A 16,039-nucleotide genomic window follows, 5' to 3' on the forward strand; every position below is an offset into this window, starting at 1 on the left:
TTAGGCCTTATTTACTGACTGGCTCAATCAGGTTTACCTTTATGAGGTCTTGTGCAAAGCGGCTAATATCTTGGTGACAAGTATTGTTATCAATGTCGTATTCTTGGCAAATAGTGCTCACCAGATCATCAACACTTGCTGGTGTTTCAAGTAACTCCCAGGCACGGGCACCTACGCCGGAAATGCCATAATAGCGGCCCAATTTCTCATTCATCATAACAAGATCACCATCAAGGTTGGCAGCGACCATGTCTGGATTACGTTGTAGCAGTGTAGCTGAGGAAAGTGTCGTCGATGTCATCGTAATTGCTCATTGTTCGCAAAAAAGAAAGAGTCTTGATACTTACTATAACAGATGCACTTTTTGCATGAATTTATGAAAATCGATGATTATTTAATTTATGTGATAAAGCCGCATGCCACAAAACGTGGCATGCGGAATGCTAATGGTTAAATAAATAACCTGCATCAGGAGCCAGGAGGGAAAGCGGTACCATCTTTGCCATTTACTTGGTCAGCGTTTGGTACATTACCCTGTTCGGTAATGTCTTTCATTGCACCCAGCTCTTGAAGCGTCGGGGCTTCGTAGGATTTGCGATCTGTCTGTAGCATGTTGATCTCCTTTAATTGTTAGTTGCCAGCCTAGGCAACAAGTCCACTATAGTAACTTGTTTGTTACACGTCTACGCTTATTCGTTACATTTTATTACTAATTTAAAAATTCATTCTAGAGTGTGATACGTCTCATTATAAGGCAATAAAAGAATCAACCTTTCTGATCAGCCAAGTACGGTTAATATCACCATAGCTGACGCTTCCAAACCGTAAGGGTGTGGAGACTCTTTTACAACGGTTGGAAGCAATCAAGAGATATTTGCCCAGTTTACAAAGTGTCTGAAGAGGAAGAAAAACCATACCTGATCATGTGTAGCGGGCTCGAACTCACTCTTAAGGCATTTTGAATTGCTCTGGGTTTCGTAGATATTTCCAAGCCTTATCGTAAAGGTATCCAAAAGGATCCATGAATCATTCTCGTTACACTGATGAATTCAAGACCGAACCCATCAAAGGGGCGACAGAACGCGGTCATCGTGTCGCTGGGATCGCTGCTTGATTAAACGTGTCAGACCATCGCTTGTACCACTTGAACAGGCACTACGCCAAACCTGCAGAATTTCGCCAGAGAACGGCTGAGAGACATGCTTTCAGGGCCATGCGGGCCAATGTACGCATTTGTGCTACATGATGGTTTTGCATTCCTGTGGCTACTACGTTTGATGCCGAAATGCCTGTCCAATCAAGATCAAGAAGCTTAACGCCTACTGGGATTGATCAAGCATGCTAGGCTTCTAGGTGACGGTGTATACGATTATTGCAATATCTATCAGGATTTGCGTGAGGTAGGCGGAGCCTACGAGCAGCTCGTTTGATGCGCCAAGAGGGGGGGACTTTGAGTATGGCTGATGACGATATTTTATTTGCTATGGTGGCGGAAAACCTGCAATGGTATCACCCCGCTAGCTAGCTAGCTAGCCCGCCAGTTAGAATAAAAGCACTTAATATTGTCTACTTAACTGATATTACCTGCATCCAGGCGTACGAGATTTAGCTCTATTTATCATTGACTATCGTTTTTACAGCTTGCTAACCAGTTGCTAGCTATTGAATTATATTCAGAAATTGGCATTAGTAGAAAACAACGTTGGGCGGGTAGTATTAAAACAAATGAGGGCCAGGGAGGAGTAAGAAATTTTCAGCCGAAAGGTGACCGCACGCCACGTTAAGCAGCGTGCGGCATACTACGTACGACTTTACCCCTAAATGAATTAGGAAGCGATGTCGAAAGCAGTACCGTCCTGGCCCTGAACCGTGTCAGAGAACATCTGCTGACCTTGTTCAGTGATGTCTTTCATCGCACCCAGCTCTTGTAGCTTAGGAGCATTATAAGTTTTACGATCTGTATGTAGCATTTCGATCTCCTTTGGTTAAAAACGTTACCTCAAGTGCGGCAACATTCCCACTATAGTAACTTGTTTGTGACGCGTCTATATGAATTGTTTCAATTTGTTACTCATTTTGCTCATCAGCATAGCGTATGAAGCGCCCTACTGATAACCCCCGCAACATACGTATTCGATAACGAAGTTCAGCTTCCTGGCTATTTAAGGCATTATTTGAGGGCCAGTCATCCAATGCTTTTTCTAGACCTTTAATATCCAGGTAATCACTCGCGCTACCGTGTGCTTTGAGCTTTTCAAGCTCTTCACGTATTTGCGGTATAGCCCGATCAATTTGTTCAGGCCAATCGGCCGACTGTAACCCGCGTGTTTTAACATCAAGGATTTCTGGCGGAAGCACGTCCTTCATCAAGCGTCTAAGTAGCCATTTAAATTGCCCACCCCCTAAATATTGAGACTCGGGTACGGCTAAGCAGAATTCAATTAAACGCACGTCAGCAGTAGGGTCACGCATTTCCAGGCCATAGGCGTTTGCTAACGCGTTATAGTCGCCATTTTCTGTCTTATGGATCGCTTGGATGCGCTGTAGGCGGCCTTGCCAGGCAGGCTGAAAACTAGTGTCGAAATCCGCTTGCTTAGCTCGTTGTTGTGAACCCATCTTTTTAGACCAGTCTGGATTGATAGCCGAATATTTTTTCAACCCAAAAGCCCTACCTTGAACGCTTTCCCGCAGCCTCCATAAAAAGTTTGGCAAGAGCGGTGAAAGGCAGGGCCTAACCAGTTTGCGCCATCGTAGGGTCGGCTGATGCTGCTTAAGCTCTTTATATACTTTATATAGCGTTAACCAGCGCCCTTTGCGTACTAGCCATGCTAAATAGGGGTAACCATCATAGGAGATGCTGAAGTTTCCCATTGATCCGGTTAACAGTACTTTGATGCCGCGTTGGGCAGCATCTTTGCGAATGGCGATCCACCAGGCCATATTGCACGCATTGAGAGGCGCTCGGTCAAGCAGCTCAACGGCTTCCTGTAACTGGTCAAGAGGCGTTTCGTCTCCGGTCCGAATTATGATGTGTTCAATGTTGTCGAAACGCCGCACTAGCGCCTTGGCACCAAGGGATTCATCGGCATGTCGGCCTTGTGGCACTGGGCCGTCAAATCCTTCGCGTGGCATTGCCGTGTAGGCCGCTAATGATTGGTTGTGTTCGGCCAGTAGTTTAGCCGCGGTTGCGGTGACCGAAGAGCTGTCTAAGCCTGAACTTAATTCAGCCCCGATGGGGCCGTTTGAACGTAGGCGCCGATTGACGGCCTGTTCGAACTGCTCACGAAACGCATCAACATATGCCTCGTCACTTTCAAGCTGAAGCTCTCTTTCGGGGTCAAACCGATGATAAAAATGAGCGTTCATTTCGCCATTTTCAAGACTAACCACTTGCCCAGGTTCAACGCGATAGACATCTTTATAAAGCGTCTCTGGACCTGACATAGGTATTAAACAGACATAATCGTGAAGCTGCTCTTCACTAATGGCTTTGGTAAGGCCGGGTATCGCGAAAAGCGCTTTAGGCATGGTAGCAAATGCCACTAAGTCATCGCGTTGATACCAGTAAAGGGGGCGCATACCAAGGGGGTCGCGGGCGAGCCATAGGTGCTGTCGCTCAGGTTGCCAGCATGCGAGCGCGAAGTCTCCAAGTAGGTGTTTAGGCGTTTCCGTCTCCCACCGAAGACAAGCGTGGTAAACCAGTTCGCTATCTGCCATTAACGCCGCTTTCTCTGGGGCGATTTCCAACTTTTCGCTAAGCTCGTCTCGATTGTCTATTCGGCCATCAAACACTAATGCCAGCTTTTCATGCCCTCGCCATAGGGGCTGCTGATCAAGCCTGTCTTCTGCCGTAGTGCGTAGCAGCGTACGTATTAGCCCTACATTTTGACGGTGCCAACTGTGTTGAGCATCGCGACCATAAGGCGTTAATAGCGTCTGCATACGGTGTAATGTATCGCGGTCAACGGCGCTTGCATCGAAATGAATGAGTCCTGCAATAGCGCTCATGATGAACCCTCACTGGTTTGAGCTGGCACAAGTAGGTCGCCTAGCTGTTCAAATAACGTCTCTGCCACCGCTTCTGGGGTACGCACGGTTATGGCGTTGTTATAGAACCGTGCTACATCCTGGCCCGTGCCAATCGCCGCTAAGCTGATGGGGCTTTTCTCTATATCGCTAATAATGCGGCGTAAGTGGCGTTCCAGAAAGTCGCGTCCGTTGGCTTGGGCGGTTGCTTTGTCATAGGGCGCGCCATCCGAGATGACGATCATTATTTTTCGAGGCTGCGGCTGTCGGCTGAGTCGACTAGCCGCCCAGTGCAGCGCTTCTCCATCAATATTCTCATGGCCCGGCATGCTGCGTAGCAGTAGGCCGAGGTGACGCTTGGTTCGTCGCCATGGCTGCTCAGGCGTTTTATAAATAATATGCTGTAGCGCATTAAGCCGTCCGGGGTGTTCGGGTTTCCCCCGCTGCAGCCAGCTTCTAAATACTGGGTTATCGGCGGTATAGCGTGTAGTAAAACCCAGCACTTCGCAGCGAATCTTGCAGTTTTCCAAGGTATGAACAGCGAGTTCAATCGCCATAGCGGCGATCTGTCGGCGTTTCAAATTCATGGAGCCCGATTGGTCTACCAGAAGTGTTACACAAGCCTCCGGCATGAGGGCTTCTTTCTCAATACGAAAAACACGCTGGGTGGGCTTATCGTCCAGTAACCTTGCCAGACGGCGGTTATCCAATCTGCCGTCTTCTTGATCGAATAACCATTGGCGTTGGCTGGCCGCTAAAAGACGTCTTTGAAGGCGGTGGGCAAGTTGCTTAACGCGCCGTTGGTCAAGCTGATGGAGTTGCTTAAGCGCTTCAGTATCAGTGTGTTGTAACCAGTAGCTGGCAGGCTGAGTTTCGTCCCAGGTGCGTGCGAATACAGCATACTGCTGTTTTTGATCGTCACGTTCAGCGAGCTCCTCGGCTAACCCAGGCAGGGTTGGATCCTCACGGGCAGACTCATCTTCTTCTACCTCGCCGTTCTCTTCCGGCTCTACGCTATTTTCTGTTTGCTGACGTGGTGTCTGGTCGGATTCATAAAAGCGAGCGAGTTGTTCGACCAACGGTGCAACGACCGCAGCAAATGTGTTGCTATCTTCCAGATGACAGGCAGCCTTTTGTAGTGCTTCTTGTAATTGCTCGTCATTAAGCGTTGCTGCTGGCTGAGGAATAGGCGCTCGTTGGCCTAATAACTGACCCAATGCCCGCTTTAATAGCCCTTTCGAGGGCCGGGCGAGTGGCGAAGATAAAATTTTGTCTGACAGTGGCAAACCCTGAAAGGCGAGGCGGGCAGCGTGATAAAACGCTGCCATTTCCCTGTTGGCTGGAGCCGTTGCTGTAGGGTTTGCAAGGTTGTGCGCAATGCCAGGCAATTCCTGGCTAGCCAATGTTTCAACCCGTGCGCGCTCCAGTAGGCTATACCAATGCTGCTCATTGCTGGTAAACCTAGTCTGCTGGCGTGGGTCATGCCAACGACGCCAGGCAGCGAGTGCGTCGGCAACCCCGCGATCTTTCAAGGTAGCTGGCTGGACGCTAACTGAAAGCGAGGGGGTGATACGCCCCGAGGAATAAGTACGTGTCCACGCTTCTATCAGTGCTTGCTCTTTACTAGGGGCTGATGACATCACATAGCCCTCATGACAGCTCAACATCAAAACAGCGTTGATAGATTTCAGAAACCAGAACACGTTCCACTTCGTCACAGCGATTAAAGAAGCTCAACCGCATCGCTTCATGTGGATCGCCTAACAGTAATGTATTTTCTCCCCAGGCAATCAGCGTACGTAGCGAGATAAGCGTGGTCAGATCGCCTTGATTGAATGCTTGGCGGAGAAGGCCGGCGCAAGTGACCATACGTTGAATTTGCTCTGATGGTAACTCTGTTAGCTTTCTTTCCAGCAATTGAGTTTCCGCTTCCGCCGTCATATAGCCAAGCTCGGTAATGACATGCCAGCGGTCAAGCTGTGCTTGGTTAAGCGCCTGGGTTCCAACATAGAGTCCAGAAGCGTCCCCTTGACCAGCCGTGTTGGCAGTAGCAAAGAGGCGGAAGCAAGGGTGGGGAGTGATGACTTGATTCTGGTCAAGCAGGGTGAGTTTGCCTTGGGTTTCAAGCACGCGCTGAATCACAAACATGACATCGGGGCGGCCGGCATCATACTCATCAAGAATGAGTGCAATGGGTCTCTGCATGGCCCATACCAGCATGCCGGGCACAAATTCAGTTACTTGCTTACCATCACGGATAACGACCATATCGCGGCCTATCAGATCGGCTCGGGTGATGTGGCCATCTAGGTTAATACGTATACATGGCCAGTTCAGATGGGCAGCGACCTGCTCAATATGCGAAGACTTACCGCTTCCATGTGGCCCATAAAGGTAGACGCGGCGATTTTTGGCAAACCCCATCAGTATGGCGCGCGTTGTGCTTTCAACAAAATGAAAGTGTGGGTCCTTCTCAGGTACATGCTCTTCAGGCTGCGAAAAAGCGGGAATTTCCCAAGGCATGGATGCTTGGAAAGCTTCTTCAGGGTTACATTTTGTATCTGGGTGAAGCGTATAAGTCGTCATGGTATCGATTCATCGTCCTTTAGGTAGGTATGTCACCTAGAGTAAGGCAGTCAGTAAGCTCGGTAGAGCCTGGAGATAGACAGCTGTGATGGAGACAGAGCGCTGCATCGCTAAAATATAAATTCTGTTTACATAAGGTAACATTAAATGTAAAGATAATAGTCAAATTAGGTGAGATTGATGCACCGTCTAATTGAGATTATTGCGCAGTGTGGTCTCACTGTTTTGAATGCGATGACTGTCATCAGGTTGAAGCAGGGAGCCGAGGCTCCTGCTGTTAGTCTCCGAATAGGCAAGACCGGTAGCGTGCTTGGTAGAGCGTTCCATAAAACGGGGTTACTAACGCCATAATTGATGTGTAGTACAAATGTGTAGTACGAATGAAAGTACCCATTACCGCTTCCCAGGGCTGGAATAATGAAGCATATGAATGAGCGAACGACGCCTGTCTCCCCTGATCACTACATGGCGGATCCAAGCTTTCAGTTACTGTTGCAATTATCACGGTTACAGTTAAGCCAAGAACACGTTCAAGCAGTCGAAGAGCTCATCCCACGTATTCAGGATTGGGAGGGGTTTACTCGCCAGGCATCAGAGCGTTTCGTATTACCCATTGTTCACAGCCACCTTAGCAAGCGGTGGAAGCATCAAGTTCCTGAACCTTACATTGATGTGATGAAGCGCTACTCGTTTGGGGCGTTAAAACACAATTTGAATATGACGGCAGAATTCAAGCATATTATTAGGGATGTGCTATTGCCACTCCAGGTTCCGCATCTCTGCTTCAAAGGCCCGTCCTTGGCTTTTCAATATTATCCTGAGCCTGCCCAACGCCTTTGTAGAGACGTTGACATACTTGTCTCACAGAAGGATTTACCGAAAATCCTGCAGCACGCCTTAAACAGTGGCTACCAGCCTTATGATCCGAAAGCATTAACACCTGATGACGAAAGCGTAGCGTTCGTGGCTAAACACCAAAAAGTAGTTACCTTGCTCTCACCTCGTAACGTCGCTGTAGAATTCCATACCAAGATAGACAATACCGGAAGCGTATTTAATGCATCGCGGATGCTTGAAAAACGCCAGCCTATTGCTGTTAATCATATTGACACTTGGGTTATGCCCATTAATGAGCTTTTTGTTTACTTGTGCTGGCATCATACCAAGCATTATTGGTCCCGGCTTCATTGGCTAGTCGATATTACTGCCATGCAAAGTCACAAGGATTTTAATCTAAACGAGGTATTAGCCTGTGCAAATCGCTATTCGCTAGAAAGTACAGTTAGTTCATGTCTGGAAATGATAGAATATTTCAGTGCACCTACTTTACGCACAATAGAAGAATTAACTCCGAATACTCGTGAACTGGTGCGTACTTCAATATTAGCGATGCATGGAGATGTCGAGTTTGAGCACTCGCTTAGCCGCAAAAAGCCCACGCCTGATTTTTCTTTTGGCTGGCAAACGACCAATGCTCAAATATGGCAATGGCGTTTATGGGGCTGGAAGCGGATGTTCCGGCCTACCTACGATAGTTATGCAGCTTGGCCCCTAACTCGTAACTGGCAGTGGGTTTATCGTTGTATTCGCCCTTTTCATGAAGCTTATAATCGATTAGGCCATAAAAAAATAGTAAATTAATGGGGTGGTTTTAATTTCATGTCTATTATTAATAAGTTTTTTAAATCCTTTTTTTCGTTGATGCGTATCCTTTCGATATCTTGGAAAAGCAGTCGAAAATGGACGCTTTTAAGCACTTTTTTTATGGCGCTTGAGATTATCTCGGGGCTTGGAGTGCTTTATCTTTTAAAGCAAATGGTTGATGTAGTCACTAATGTGCTTGCCGAACCTGAGGCGGCTGAAAATGTTGGGGCAGTCTTATATTATGTTGTGCTTACAGGCTTGGGCACATTGGCTTACGTAATTTCAAGAGCACTCGCCGGATTTTCGCGTGAAACGCAGGGGATTATGGTAGCTGATTATGTTGATAACATTGTTCAAAAAACCGCTATTAGTGTTGATCTAGCTTTTTATGAAAGCCCTTTATACCATGATACATTGGAACGGGCTCGGCAATCCGGTAGCCAGCGGCCTGCCCAAGTAGCAAGCAATTTAATGTTATTGGGCAAGAATGCTTTGATGCTTGCTGCCATTGTCGTATTGCTGGCGTCAATTAATTGGCATTTACTGCCTATTATTTTAATTGCCATTGTTCCTGCGCTAATTGCCAGAATCTACTTCACGCGTATTCTTTACGAATGGCAGCGTAGAAGAACTCAAATGGAACGGCGTGCTGCTTATTTAGATTGGTTAATGACCTCAGATACGCACGCCAAAGAGCTCCGACTCAATCAATTAGGTGATTATTTAAGAGGCAAGTATAAGCGTATTCGCGACGATATTCGCGTGGAGAAGCTTGCCATCAGTCGCAAGCGTACAACCGTTGAGTCAATCGTTGCGGCTATAGCTTCGATAATATTCTTTAGTTCTCTGGGTTACTTGGCGTGGAATACTGCCCAAGGGGAAAATAGCGTAGGCGATTTGGTACTATTTCTATTGATCTTTCAACGTGCCCAATCAATGGGTCAAGAGCTTGTTCAACAGCTTTCCAAGCTATACGAAGACCATTTGTATATGGGTATGCTGTTTGAGTTTATGGATATGCGACATACCGTCCCACGGTCATCTCAGCCCATTAAAATTGCTCATCCTGAACACACTACATTAAAGCTCGAAAATGTTTGCTTCGCCTATCCTGGCACTTACAAAGACGTTATCAAAAATGTAAATATGGAGATAAAACCTGGGCAAGTTGTAGCATTGGTAGGTGCTAATGGCTCAGGTAAGACCTCGCTTATTAAACTAATGACGCGTCTTTATGACCCCACGGAAGGAAGTGTCCAGATTAATGGTATTAACGCAAGGGACTGCGATGTAGACGAGTACAGGGAGCTTTTTAGTGTCATTTTTCAAGATTACTCGCATTATGCAGAGTCAGTGCATGACAATATCCGTTTTGGTCATATAAACGGTACCGATGCCGAACATACAGTACCCCACGCCGCAGAAATGGCTGGTGCGGCTGGGTTTATTGAAAAAATGGATGATAAATATGATACGCTGTTAACGCGTTTATTTGATAATGGTAAAGAACTTAGTGTCGGACAGTGGCAGAAAATTGCACTCGCACGCGCTTTTATGCTGAAGTCGAACATTGTCATACTGGACGAGCCCACCAGCGCTATGGACCCTGTTGCAGAATCAGAGTTATTTGAGAATTTCCGCGAACGCATCAATCATCGTTCTGCCTTGGTTATTAGTCATCGGCTTTCAACTATCCGTTTAGCAGATTATATCTATGTAATGGATGATGGAGAAATTAAGGAATCTGGCACCCATGAGTCATTATTTGAGAAAAAAGGCATTTATCATGACTTATTTAGTCGCCAAGCTAAGTACTATCAACACGACCTTTCGTAAATGAAGTGTATGCAGTCAGTACAGCAAGGGAAAACTGGCAGAATCCTCACTTTCCTTAATGGCGTCATTATTTTTGGCTTCTCTGCTTCGCTTGTATTAATTCCTCAAGCGCACTGGTGGTTTGGGTTAGCCGCCCTTGTGTCTGCATTTTTGGCAGGAAGCGTTCTGGCTGGCTATAAGAAATATCCTTTTGTATTGACAGGTGACGACTATAAGCTAGTGGGTGCACTGGTACTCTTTGGAAGTGTTTGGTGGTGGAACGTACTAGACAGTGGCAGCTTACCTTGGGTAGCTGACGAAGGGTTTCACCACCTTTACCTTTGGCCTTTTATAGCGGCTTTTTTTTTACTATCAGCACGTGTCTTTACTCCCTCACCTCACTGGCTTTGGATAGGGGTATGCTGTGGGGCGCTAGGTGCGGGGATGATCGCAATTTATGAAAGGGTCGTTATTGGTCAATCGAGAGCAGATAATGGTATTAATGCGATTCCCTTTGGTAATTTATCACTGCTTTTGAGTGCGATCTCTTTAATAGCAGCTATTTACTATATTCAGAAACGGCGTCAGCCTTACTATTGGTTGGTATTATTAGCCATTAGCGCTGCGTTTCTGGGGTTTTTGGCGTCTTTGTTGTCTGGGACGCGTGGTGGCTGGGTCTCTATTCCGTTTATCATTGCCCTACTGGCGCCAGCAACCAAAAATTTGATAACGCCGAAAGCGCGGAATCTAACAATTGTTTTTATAGTTTTAACTATTATTGTCGCTATTGCCTATCCTCCTTCAGGCGTATGGCTACGTCTAGTGTCTATATTTGATGATGCCTACCGATATTTTGTGAATAACGACGCCAATAATTCATTGGGGACACGCCTGGAAATGTGGCGCGCAGGCTGGGTTATGTTCATTGAAAATCCCGTTTTTGGTGTTGGAGAAAAATCCATACAAAAGCTATTGCCATTACTGATCTCCGAAGAAATAGCTTATGAAAGGGGAGTCGTTTTCCCACAGTTACATAGCGATATTATCGATACGCTCGCCCGCAGAGGTTTATTAGGCGTTATCAGCTTAGTGCTTCTATATGCTGCGTTTGCCTTGGTATTTATAAAAAAGATGCTACAGGAAAATTATCAGTTACATAGCCGCCTATTAGCGGTTAGCGGTATGATGGTCATTGTTGCTTTTTTTGATTTTGGACTTACACAATCAATGTTCAGAGACTTAAGAGGGTTTAGTGGCTTTTTAGGGTTTAGCGTAGCTATATGGGCGTGCTCAGGGCATCGGCCCCGAACACAATCATAATGATCTGAGCCAATATAAACGCCGCCTTCGCGGTGTAGGGCGACCGCCTCCAACTCAAGGGAGCTTCCTCTTATGCCAGATATTCTGATTAGTGCCCATGACCTGTTGGATCGCTTGGCGAGTGACGCACCGCTCAAGGTGCTGGATGCGTCACTGCCCAACAGCCCCATTGCGTCTCATGTACCGGAAGATGATCGAAAAATACCCGGCTCGCTCGAGTTCGATATCGAACAGGTCTTTTCCGACCGGGAAGCGGCGTTTCCGCATACGCTGCCCGCAACAGAGGCCTTGGAAGAGGCGTGCCAACGTCTCGGTTTGGCCCCTGACGATGAGATCGTAATTTACGATAATCGGGGCGTTTACTCCTCCCCGCGGGCCTATTGGTTGCTCACGCAAGCGGGCTTCAAAAACGTAAAATTGCTAGATGGCGGCTTGCCCCACTGGCTCTCCCTGTCGCTCCCGGTCCAGCAAGGTTATTCCGCTCCAGCGCCGCTATCTTCCCGCCCTGCGCTCCAGGCCAACGAGAGCGTGGTCGGTGTGGACGAGGTCTACGACAATATCGCGCGCCAGCGCTTCAAGCTGGTGGATGCTCGAAGTGCCGAGCGCTTTTCAGGGGCAGGCCCCGAGCCCCGTCCGGAATTTCCCAGTGGCCATATCCCTTCCTCCTACAATCTGCCGTTCACCGAGGTGTTGGAAAACGGGCATTTCAAGAGCAGGGAAGAGATTTCAAGGCTCATGCGCAGCAAACAGCTTTATCCTTCGGATCATCTGACCTTCAGCTGTGGCTCTGGCATTACGGCCTGCATTGTGTGGGTGGCCGCGGAGCTGGCCGGGTACGAACACCTTTCGCTGTTCGATGGTTCATGGACGGCGTGGGTGATGAGCGGCCGCCACGCGGGCTGACGGCAAGCCTTTCTTCGTTGCACCTTCAGCCTTTCCCTAATATACGGTCCAGCTGCCGATAGCCGATGGCCTCGATCAGGTGAGCCTGGGAGGGCTTGGGCTCGCCCTGTAAATCGGCCAGCGTTAGCGCCACGCGCAGCACCCGGTGGTAGGCGCGGGCGGAAAGCTTGAGCTTTTCCAGCACGCTGGCAAGCCAGGTGCGTTCCTCATCGTTCAAGTCGCAGGCGGCTTCCAGCGCCTTGCCGCCTAGCTGGCTATTCAGCGCGCCGCGGGCCATCTGGCGTTCGCGAGCGGCCATGACCCGCTCACGCACCGCTTCAGAGGACTCCCCCTGGGTTTGGGCGGTCAGTTGCTCTGGCGGTAGTGCGGGGACTTCCACTTGTAGATCAATCCTATCCAACAGCGGGCCGGAAAGTCGCGCTTGATAGCGTTGAATCTGACTGGCGGTGCATTGGCAGCGCTGGCGTGGGTCGCCTAGGTGCCCGCAAGGGCAAGGATTCATGGCAGCTACCAATTGAAATTGCGCCGGGTAACGGCGTTCATGGCTGGCCCGGGCCAGATGGATTTCGCCGGTTTCCAGCGGCTGGCGCAGAACTTCTAACACGTTGCGGGAAAACTCCGGCAGTTCGTCCAAAAACAGCACACCGTGGTGGGCAAGCGAAATCTCCCCAGGCTTGGGTTTGGAGCCGCCGCCCACTAGCGCTGCGGCACTGGCGCTATGGTGCGGTTGGCGAAATGGGCGCTTGCCCCAGTCGGCATCCAGGGGCAGCCCGCATACCGAGCGCACGGCGGCGACCGCTAAGGCATCCTCTTCGGAAAGCGGCGGCAGAATGCCCGGCAGGCGGCTTGCAAGCATGGTCTTGCCGGTGCCGGGCGGGCCTGCGAACAGCAGGTTGTGCCCACCGGCAGCAGCCACTTCCAGCGCCCGGCGTGCCTGCTGCTGGCCACGTACATCAGCTAAATCTGCCGTAGGCGTAGTGGTTTTAACTGAGGCGGGCAGGCGGTGGGAAGGGATTTTCTCTTGCCCGAGCAGGTGGGCGACAACCTGCCAAAGCGTATCAGCAGGCAACACCGGCAAGTCGCCCGCCAGCGCGGCTTCATCGGCGCATTCACGAGGGATAATCAAGGCTTTTCCAGCTCGGCGCGTTGCCAGGGCAAAGGGAAGAATGCCGGGTACGGCGCGCAGCTTGCCATCCAGCGCTAATTCGCCTGCACACTCCATGCCCTCTAATGCCTCTACCGGGATCTGGCCGGAGGCAGCAAGAATCCCCAGCGCGATGGGCAAATCAAATCGACCGCCTTCCTTGGGTAGGTCCGCGGGTGCGAGGTTCAGCGTAATCCGCCGGGTATTAGGAAAATCGAATCCTGCATTGACCAAGGCGCTGCGCACACGCTCGCGGCTCTCTTTTACTGCGGTTTCGGGCAGACCCACCAGGGTTAACCCCGGCAGGCCATTAGCCAAGTGGACTTCTACATGTACCGCCGGTGCGTCTAACCCCACGCCTGCGCGCGTGGCAACAATGGCCAATGTCATTGTGCTTCCTCGCTAGTTTTACTTAGCCTAATTTAAATTATTTACACAGGCGTTGATAGAGTAGGTAAGACCGCTGTATAGTGAATGTAAATAACAATGATTATCACTAAATAATTTTTGGCCTCTCCGCTTCTAACCAAACTGAGTGTTCAACATGCCGTCTTTGCCGTTTATACGCCGCCCCCTGGCGCGTTCCATTGCCGCGTTGATTCCCGTCACCGCCATTCTCGTCTGCGCCACCGCCAGTGCCCAGGAAACGGTCAACAACGATGCCGTGGTGGTCGTGGGAACGGCGTTGAAAGTTGATGCACCGCTGGTGGAAACACCGCGCCCGGTATCCAGTGTTGACCGTGAGGAGCTTGAAACCCGCAACGTGCAGCAGCTGGATGAAACCTTCCGCTACCGCGCGGGGGTGCTTGCTGGCCACTATGGCAGCGATAACGATACCGACTGGATCAAGGTGCGCGGGTTTGACCAATCCACCTATCAGGATGGCCTGCGAATCTACCGTGAAGGCTTCTATCAATGGCTGCCGGAGCCTTACGGGCTCGAGCGGGTGGATGTGTTCAAGGGGCCGTCTTCAATTCTTTACGGTGAAGCGCCTCCCGGTGGCTTGATTAACGCGGTGAGCAAACGGCCGACCGATACGCCCCAAGGCAATGTGAATTTTCAGCTGGGTAACCGCAACCATCGCCAGATAGGCGTGGATACCAGCGGCCCGGTGGGGGAATCAGACGATGTTCGCTACCGTGTGGTGGGCATGTATAAAGAGCGCGATGGTGACCTGGATAACACCGATAACGAGCGCTACTACTTTGCCCCGAGCCTGGCGGTGGATATCAGTGAAGACACCAGTGTTACCTTCCTGGCTAGCGTGCAGAAAGATGATGGCGTGCCCGTCAATGGCTTCAAGCTCCCGTACGGCAGTATCCAAGACACGTCATTTGGCCGAGTGAACCCGCAAACCAACGTCAGCGAACCCGACTACGACCGCAACAAGCGCACCCAATGGGGGCTAGGCTACGAGCTACGCCACCAGGTCAACGATACTTGGGCGTTTGAACAGGATTTGCGCTACAGCGAGCTCGACCTGGAGCTACGCAGCACTTATGCGCTTTCCATGGTGGATGACCGCCGTGCGTCCCGCGGATTGACGCTGCGCGACGGCAAGGCCGATAGCTGGACGGTGGATAACCGCTTTGTGGGCAACTGGTACACCGAGCGCACCGAAAATACACTGCTGTTAGGCGTCGATTACCAGAATCTAGGTCTCAAGGGCCAAGAAGGCGACGATTACGCCTTTGGTGCGCCGATCGATATCTTTACTCCCACTTACGGCAACTACACGCCGTTTGCCGATGAAGACTTGGTCGAGCGGCATATCGATAAAGAGCAGATCGGTGTTTACCTGCAAAACCAGCTGCGCCTGGATGACCGCTGGGTCGTGCTGGGCGGCGTGCGTTATGACCAGGCGGAAACCGAAAATACCAACATCACCACTGGTGCAACCGAGCGCTCTAATGATGACCAGCTTTCCTGGTCGGGCGGGGTCATGTATCTGGGTGAGAACGGGGTTAATCCTTACGTCAGCTACACCGAGTCGTTCGAGCCGATTGCCCAATCCGACAACGCGGGCAGCCTTTACGACCCTCGGGAAGGACGACAGTGGGAAGCCGGTGTGAAGTATGCGCCCATCGGCTGGGATGGCTACGTGACGGCCGCCGTGTTTGATCTGGAAGAGAGCAACACGTTGGTCACCTCACCGGCCGGTTTCCAGGTTCAGGAAGGCAAGCGCTCCTCCCAGGGCTTTGAGCTGGAAGGGGTGGGCTACGTTACCGATGACTTGAAAGTCACTGCGGCCTACACCTATACCGACTCGCGCCTGGAAGATGACCAGCGCGCCAGTTTGATTCCGCGTCACCAGGCGTCTACCTGGCTGGATTATGCCTTTACCGGTGGTGCACTGGATGGCGTTACCCTGGGCGGCGGCGTGCGCTATGTGGGCGAAAGTGTGGATGGCGACACCCAGGTGAGCAGCTTTACCCTGGCAGATGCCATGATCGGTTATGAGTTTGCCGAAGGCTGGCAGGCCCAGCTCAACGTCAATAACCTGACCGACAAAGAATACGTGGCAAGCTGTGACTACTGGTGCTACTTCGGTGAATCACGCAGCGTGATTGGCAGCGTTAGCTACCGCTGGTAAGCCGTACG

The 16,039-nt window shown here is 50.2% G+C and carries 12 protein-coding genes; 5 read left to right on the top strand and 7 right to left on the bottom strand.

Annotation, left to right across the window (positions count from 1 at the left end):
- Window positions 1–7 precede the first annotated feature (7 nt).
- The 6 genes from ELY38_RS11760 to ELY38_RS11775 all read right to left on the bottom strand — a co-directional run bounded on the left by ELY38_RS11760 (window position 8) and on the right by ELY38_RS11775 (window position 6,612).
- On the bottom strand, window positions 8–301 hold the full coding sequence (locus tag ELY38_RS11760; RefSeq protein ID WP_127062452.1) for a PqqD family peptide modification chaperone: 294 nt from the start codon (window positions 299–301) through the stop codon (window positions 8–10).
- A 167-nt stretch (window positions 302–468) separates the two neighbouring features.
- Entirely contained in the window at window positions 469–612 is a 144-nt protein-coding gene (locus tag ELY38_RS19090; RefSeq protein WP_185858969.1) for a hypothetical protein, read from the bottom strand.
- A 1,214-nt stretch (window positions 613–1,826) separates the two neighbouring features.
- Window positions 1,827–1,970 (bottom strand): hypothetical protein, encoded by a 144-nt coding sequence (locus tag ELY38_RS19095; protein WP_185858970.1) that lies wholly within the window; start codon window positions 1,968–1,970, stop codon window positions 1,827–1,829.
- A 97-nt stretch (window positions 1,971–2,067) separates the two neighbouring features.
- A complete protein-coding gene (locus tag ELY38_RS11765; protein ID WP_127062453.1) occupies window positions 2,068–4,008 on the bottom strand; it encodes an asparagine synthetase B family protein in 1,941 nt (646 codons plus the stop codon).
- Window positions 4,005–5,666, bottom strand: coding sequence for a cobaltochelatase CobT-related protein (locus tag ELY38_RS11770; protein ID WP_185858971.1), 1,662 nt, complete (start codon window positions 5,664–5,666; stop codon window positions 4,005–4,007). The genes ELY38_RS11765 and ELY38_RS11770 overlap by 4 nt, the downstream gene beginning before the upstream one ends.
- A gap of 10 nt (window positions 5,667–5,676) precedes the next feature.
- The gene (locus ELY38_RS11775; protein WP_127062457.1) at window positions 5,677–6,612 is read right to left on the bottom strand and encodes an AAA family ATPase; all 936 of its coding nucleotides are present in this window, start codon (window positions 6,610–6,612) and stop codon (window positions 5,677–5,679) included.
- Window positions 6,613–7,038: 426 nt separating this feature from the next.
- On the opposite strand from ELY38_RS11775, the gene ELY38_RS11780 reads away from it, so the two are divergent.
- The 4 genes from ELY38_RS11780 to ELY38_RS11795 all read left to right on the top strand — a co-directional run bounded on the left by ELY38_RS11780 (window position 7,039) and on the right by ELY38_RS11795 (window position 12,294).
- Window positions 7,039–8,253: a nucleotidyltransferase domain-containing protein gene (locus ELY38_RS11780; RefSeq protein ID WP_185858972.1), complete on the top strand. Its 1,215-nt coding sequence runs from the start codon at window positions 7,039–7,041 to the stop codon at window positions 8,251–8,253.
- Between the two features lie 18 nt (window positions 8,254–8,271).
- Window positions 8,272–10,092 (top strand): ABC transporter ATP-binding protein, encoded by a 1,821-nt coding sequence (locus tag ELY38_RS11785; protein WP_127062460.1) that lies wholly within the window; start codon window positions 8,272–8,274, stop codon window positions 10,090–10,092.
- Between the two features lie 9 nt (window positions 10,093–10,101).
- A complete protein-coding gene (locus ELY38_RS11790; RefSeq protein ID WP_185858973.1) occupies window positions 10,102–11,391 on the top strand; it encodes an O-antigen ligase family protein in 1,290 nt (429 codons plus the stop codon).
- 72 nt (window positions 11,392–11,463) lie between these two features.
- On the top strand, window positions 11,464–12,294 hold the full coding sequence (locus ELY38_RS11795; protein ID WP_127062463.1) for a sulfurtransferase: 831 nt from the start codon (window positions 11,464–11,466) through the stop codon (window positions 12,292–12,294).
- Between the two features lie 25 nt (window positions 12,295–12,319).
- Here ELY38_RS11795 and ELY38_RS11800 read toward each other — a convergent pair whose 3' ends face one another.
- Complete coding sequence (locus ELY38_RS11800) at window positions 12,320–13,828, bottom strand: YifB family Mg chelatase-like AAA ATPase (protein WP_127062465.1); 1,509 nt, start codon at window positions 13,826–13,828, stop codon at window positions 12,320–12,322.
- 154 nt (window positions 13,829–13,982) lie between these two features.
- Between ELY38_RS11800 and ELY38_RS11805 the strand changes: the two genes are divergently transcribed.
- A complete protein-coding gene (locus tag ELY38_RS11805) occupies window positions 13,983–16,031 on the top strand; it encodes a TonB-dependent siderophore receptor (RefSeq protein WP_127062467.1) in 2,049 nt (682 codons plus the stop codon).
- Window positions 16,032–16,039 lie beyond the last annotated feature (8 nt).

It is taken from the genome of Vreelandella nanhaiensis, from assembly GCF_003990185.1.
Classification (GTDB): Bacteria; Pseudomonadota; Gammaproteobacteria; order Pseudomonadales; family Halomonadaceae; genus Vreelandella; species Vreelandella nanhaiensis.

Excerpts from the sequence above, each read along its gene's own strand:
- ELY38_RS11760 (WP_127062452.1), bottom strand. The coding sequence starts at position 301 with ATGACATCGACGACACTTTCCTCAGCTACACTGCTACAACGTAATCCA.
- ELY38_RS19090 (WP_185858969.1), bottom strand. The coding sequence starts at position 612 with ATGCTACAGACAGATCGCAAATCCTACGAAGCCCCGACGCTTCAAGAG.
- ELY38_RS19095 (WP_185858970.1), bottom strand. The coding sequence starts at position 1,970 with ATGCTACATACAGATCGTAAAACTTATAATGCTCCTAAGCTACAAGAG.
- ELY38_RS11765 (WP_127062453.1), bottom strand. The coding sequence starts at position 4,008 with ATGAGCGCTATTGCAGGACTCATTCATTTCGATGCAAGCGCCGTTGAC.
- ELY38_RS11770 (WP_185858971.1), bottom strand. The coding sequence starts at position 5,666 with ATGTCATCAGCCCCTAGTAAAGAGCAAGCACTGATAGAAGCGTGGACA.
- ELY38_RS11775 (WP_127062457.1), bottom strand. The coding sequence starts at position 6,612 with ATGACGACTTATACGCTTCACCCAGATACAAAATGTAACCCTGAAGAA.
- ELY38_RS11780 (WP_185858972.1), top strand. The coding sequence starts at position 7,039 with ATGAATGAGCGAACGACGCCTGTCTCCCCTGATCACTACATGGCGGAT.
- ELY38_RS11785 (WP_127062460.1), top strand. The coding sequence starts at position 8,272 with ATGTCTATTATTAATAAGTTTTTTAAATCCTTTTTTTCGTTGATGCGT.
- ELY38_RS11790 (WP_185858973.1), top strand. The coding sequence starts at position 10,102 with ATGCAGTCAGTACAGCAAGGGAAAACTGGCAGAATCCTCACTTTCCTT.
- ELY38_RS11795 (WP_127062463.1), top strand. The coding sequence starts at position 11,464 with ATGCCAGATATTCTGATTAGTGCCCATGACCTGTTGGATCGCTTGGCG.
- ELY38_RS11800 (WP_127062465.1), bottom strand. The coding sequence starts at position 13,828 with ATGACATTGGCCATTGTTGCCACGCGCGCAGGCGTGGGGTTAGACGCA.
- ELY38_RS11805 (WP_127062467.1), top strand. The coding sequence starts at position 13,983 with ATGCCGTCTTTGCCGTTTATACGCCGCCCCCTGGCGCGTTCCATTGCC.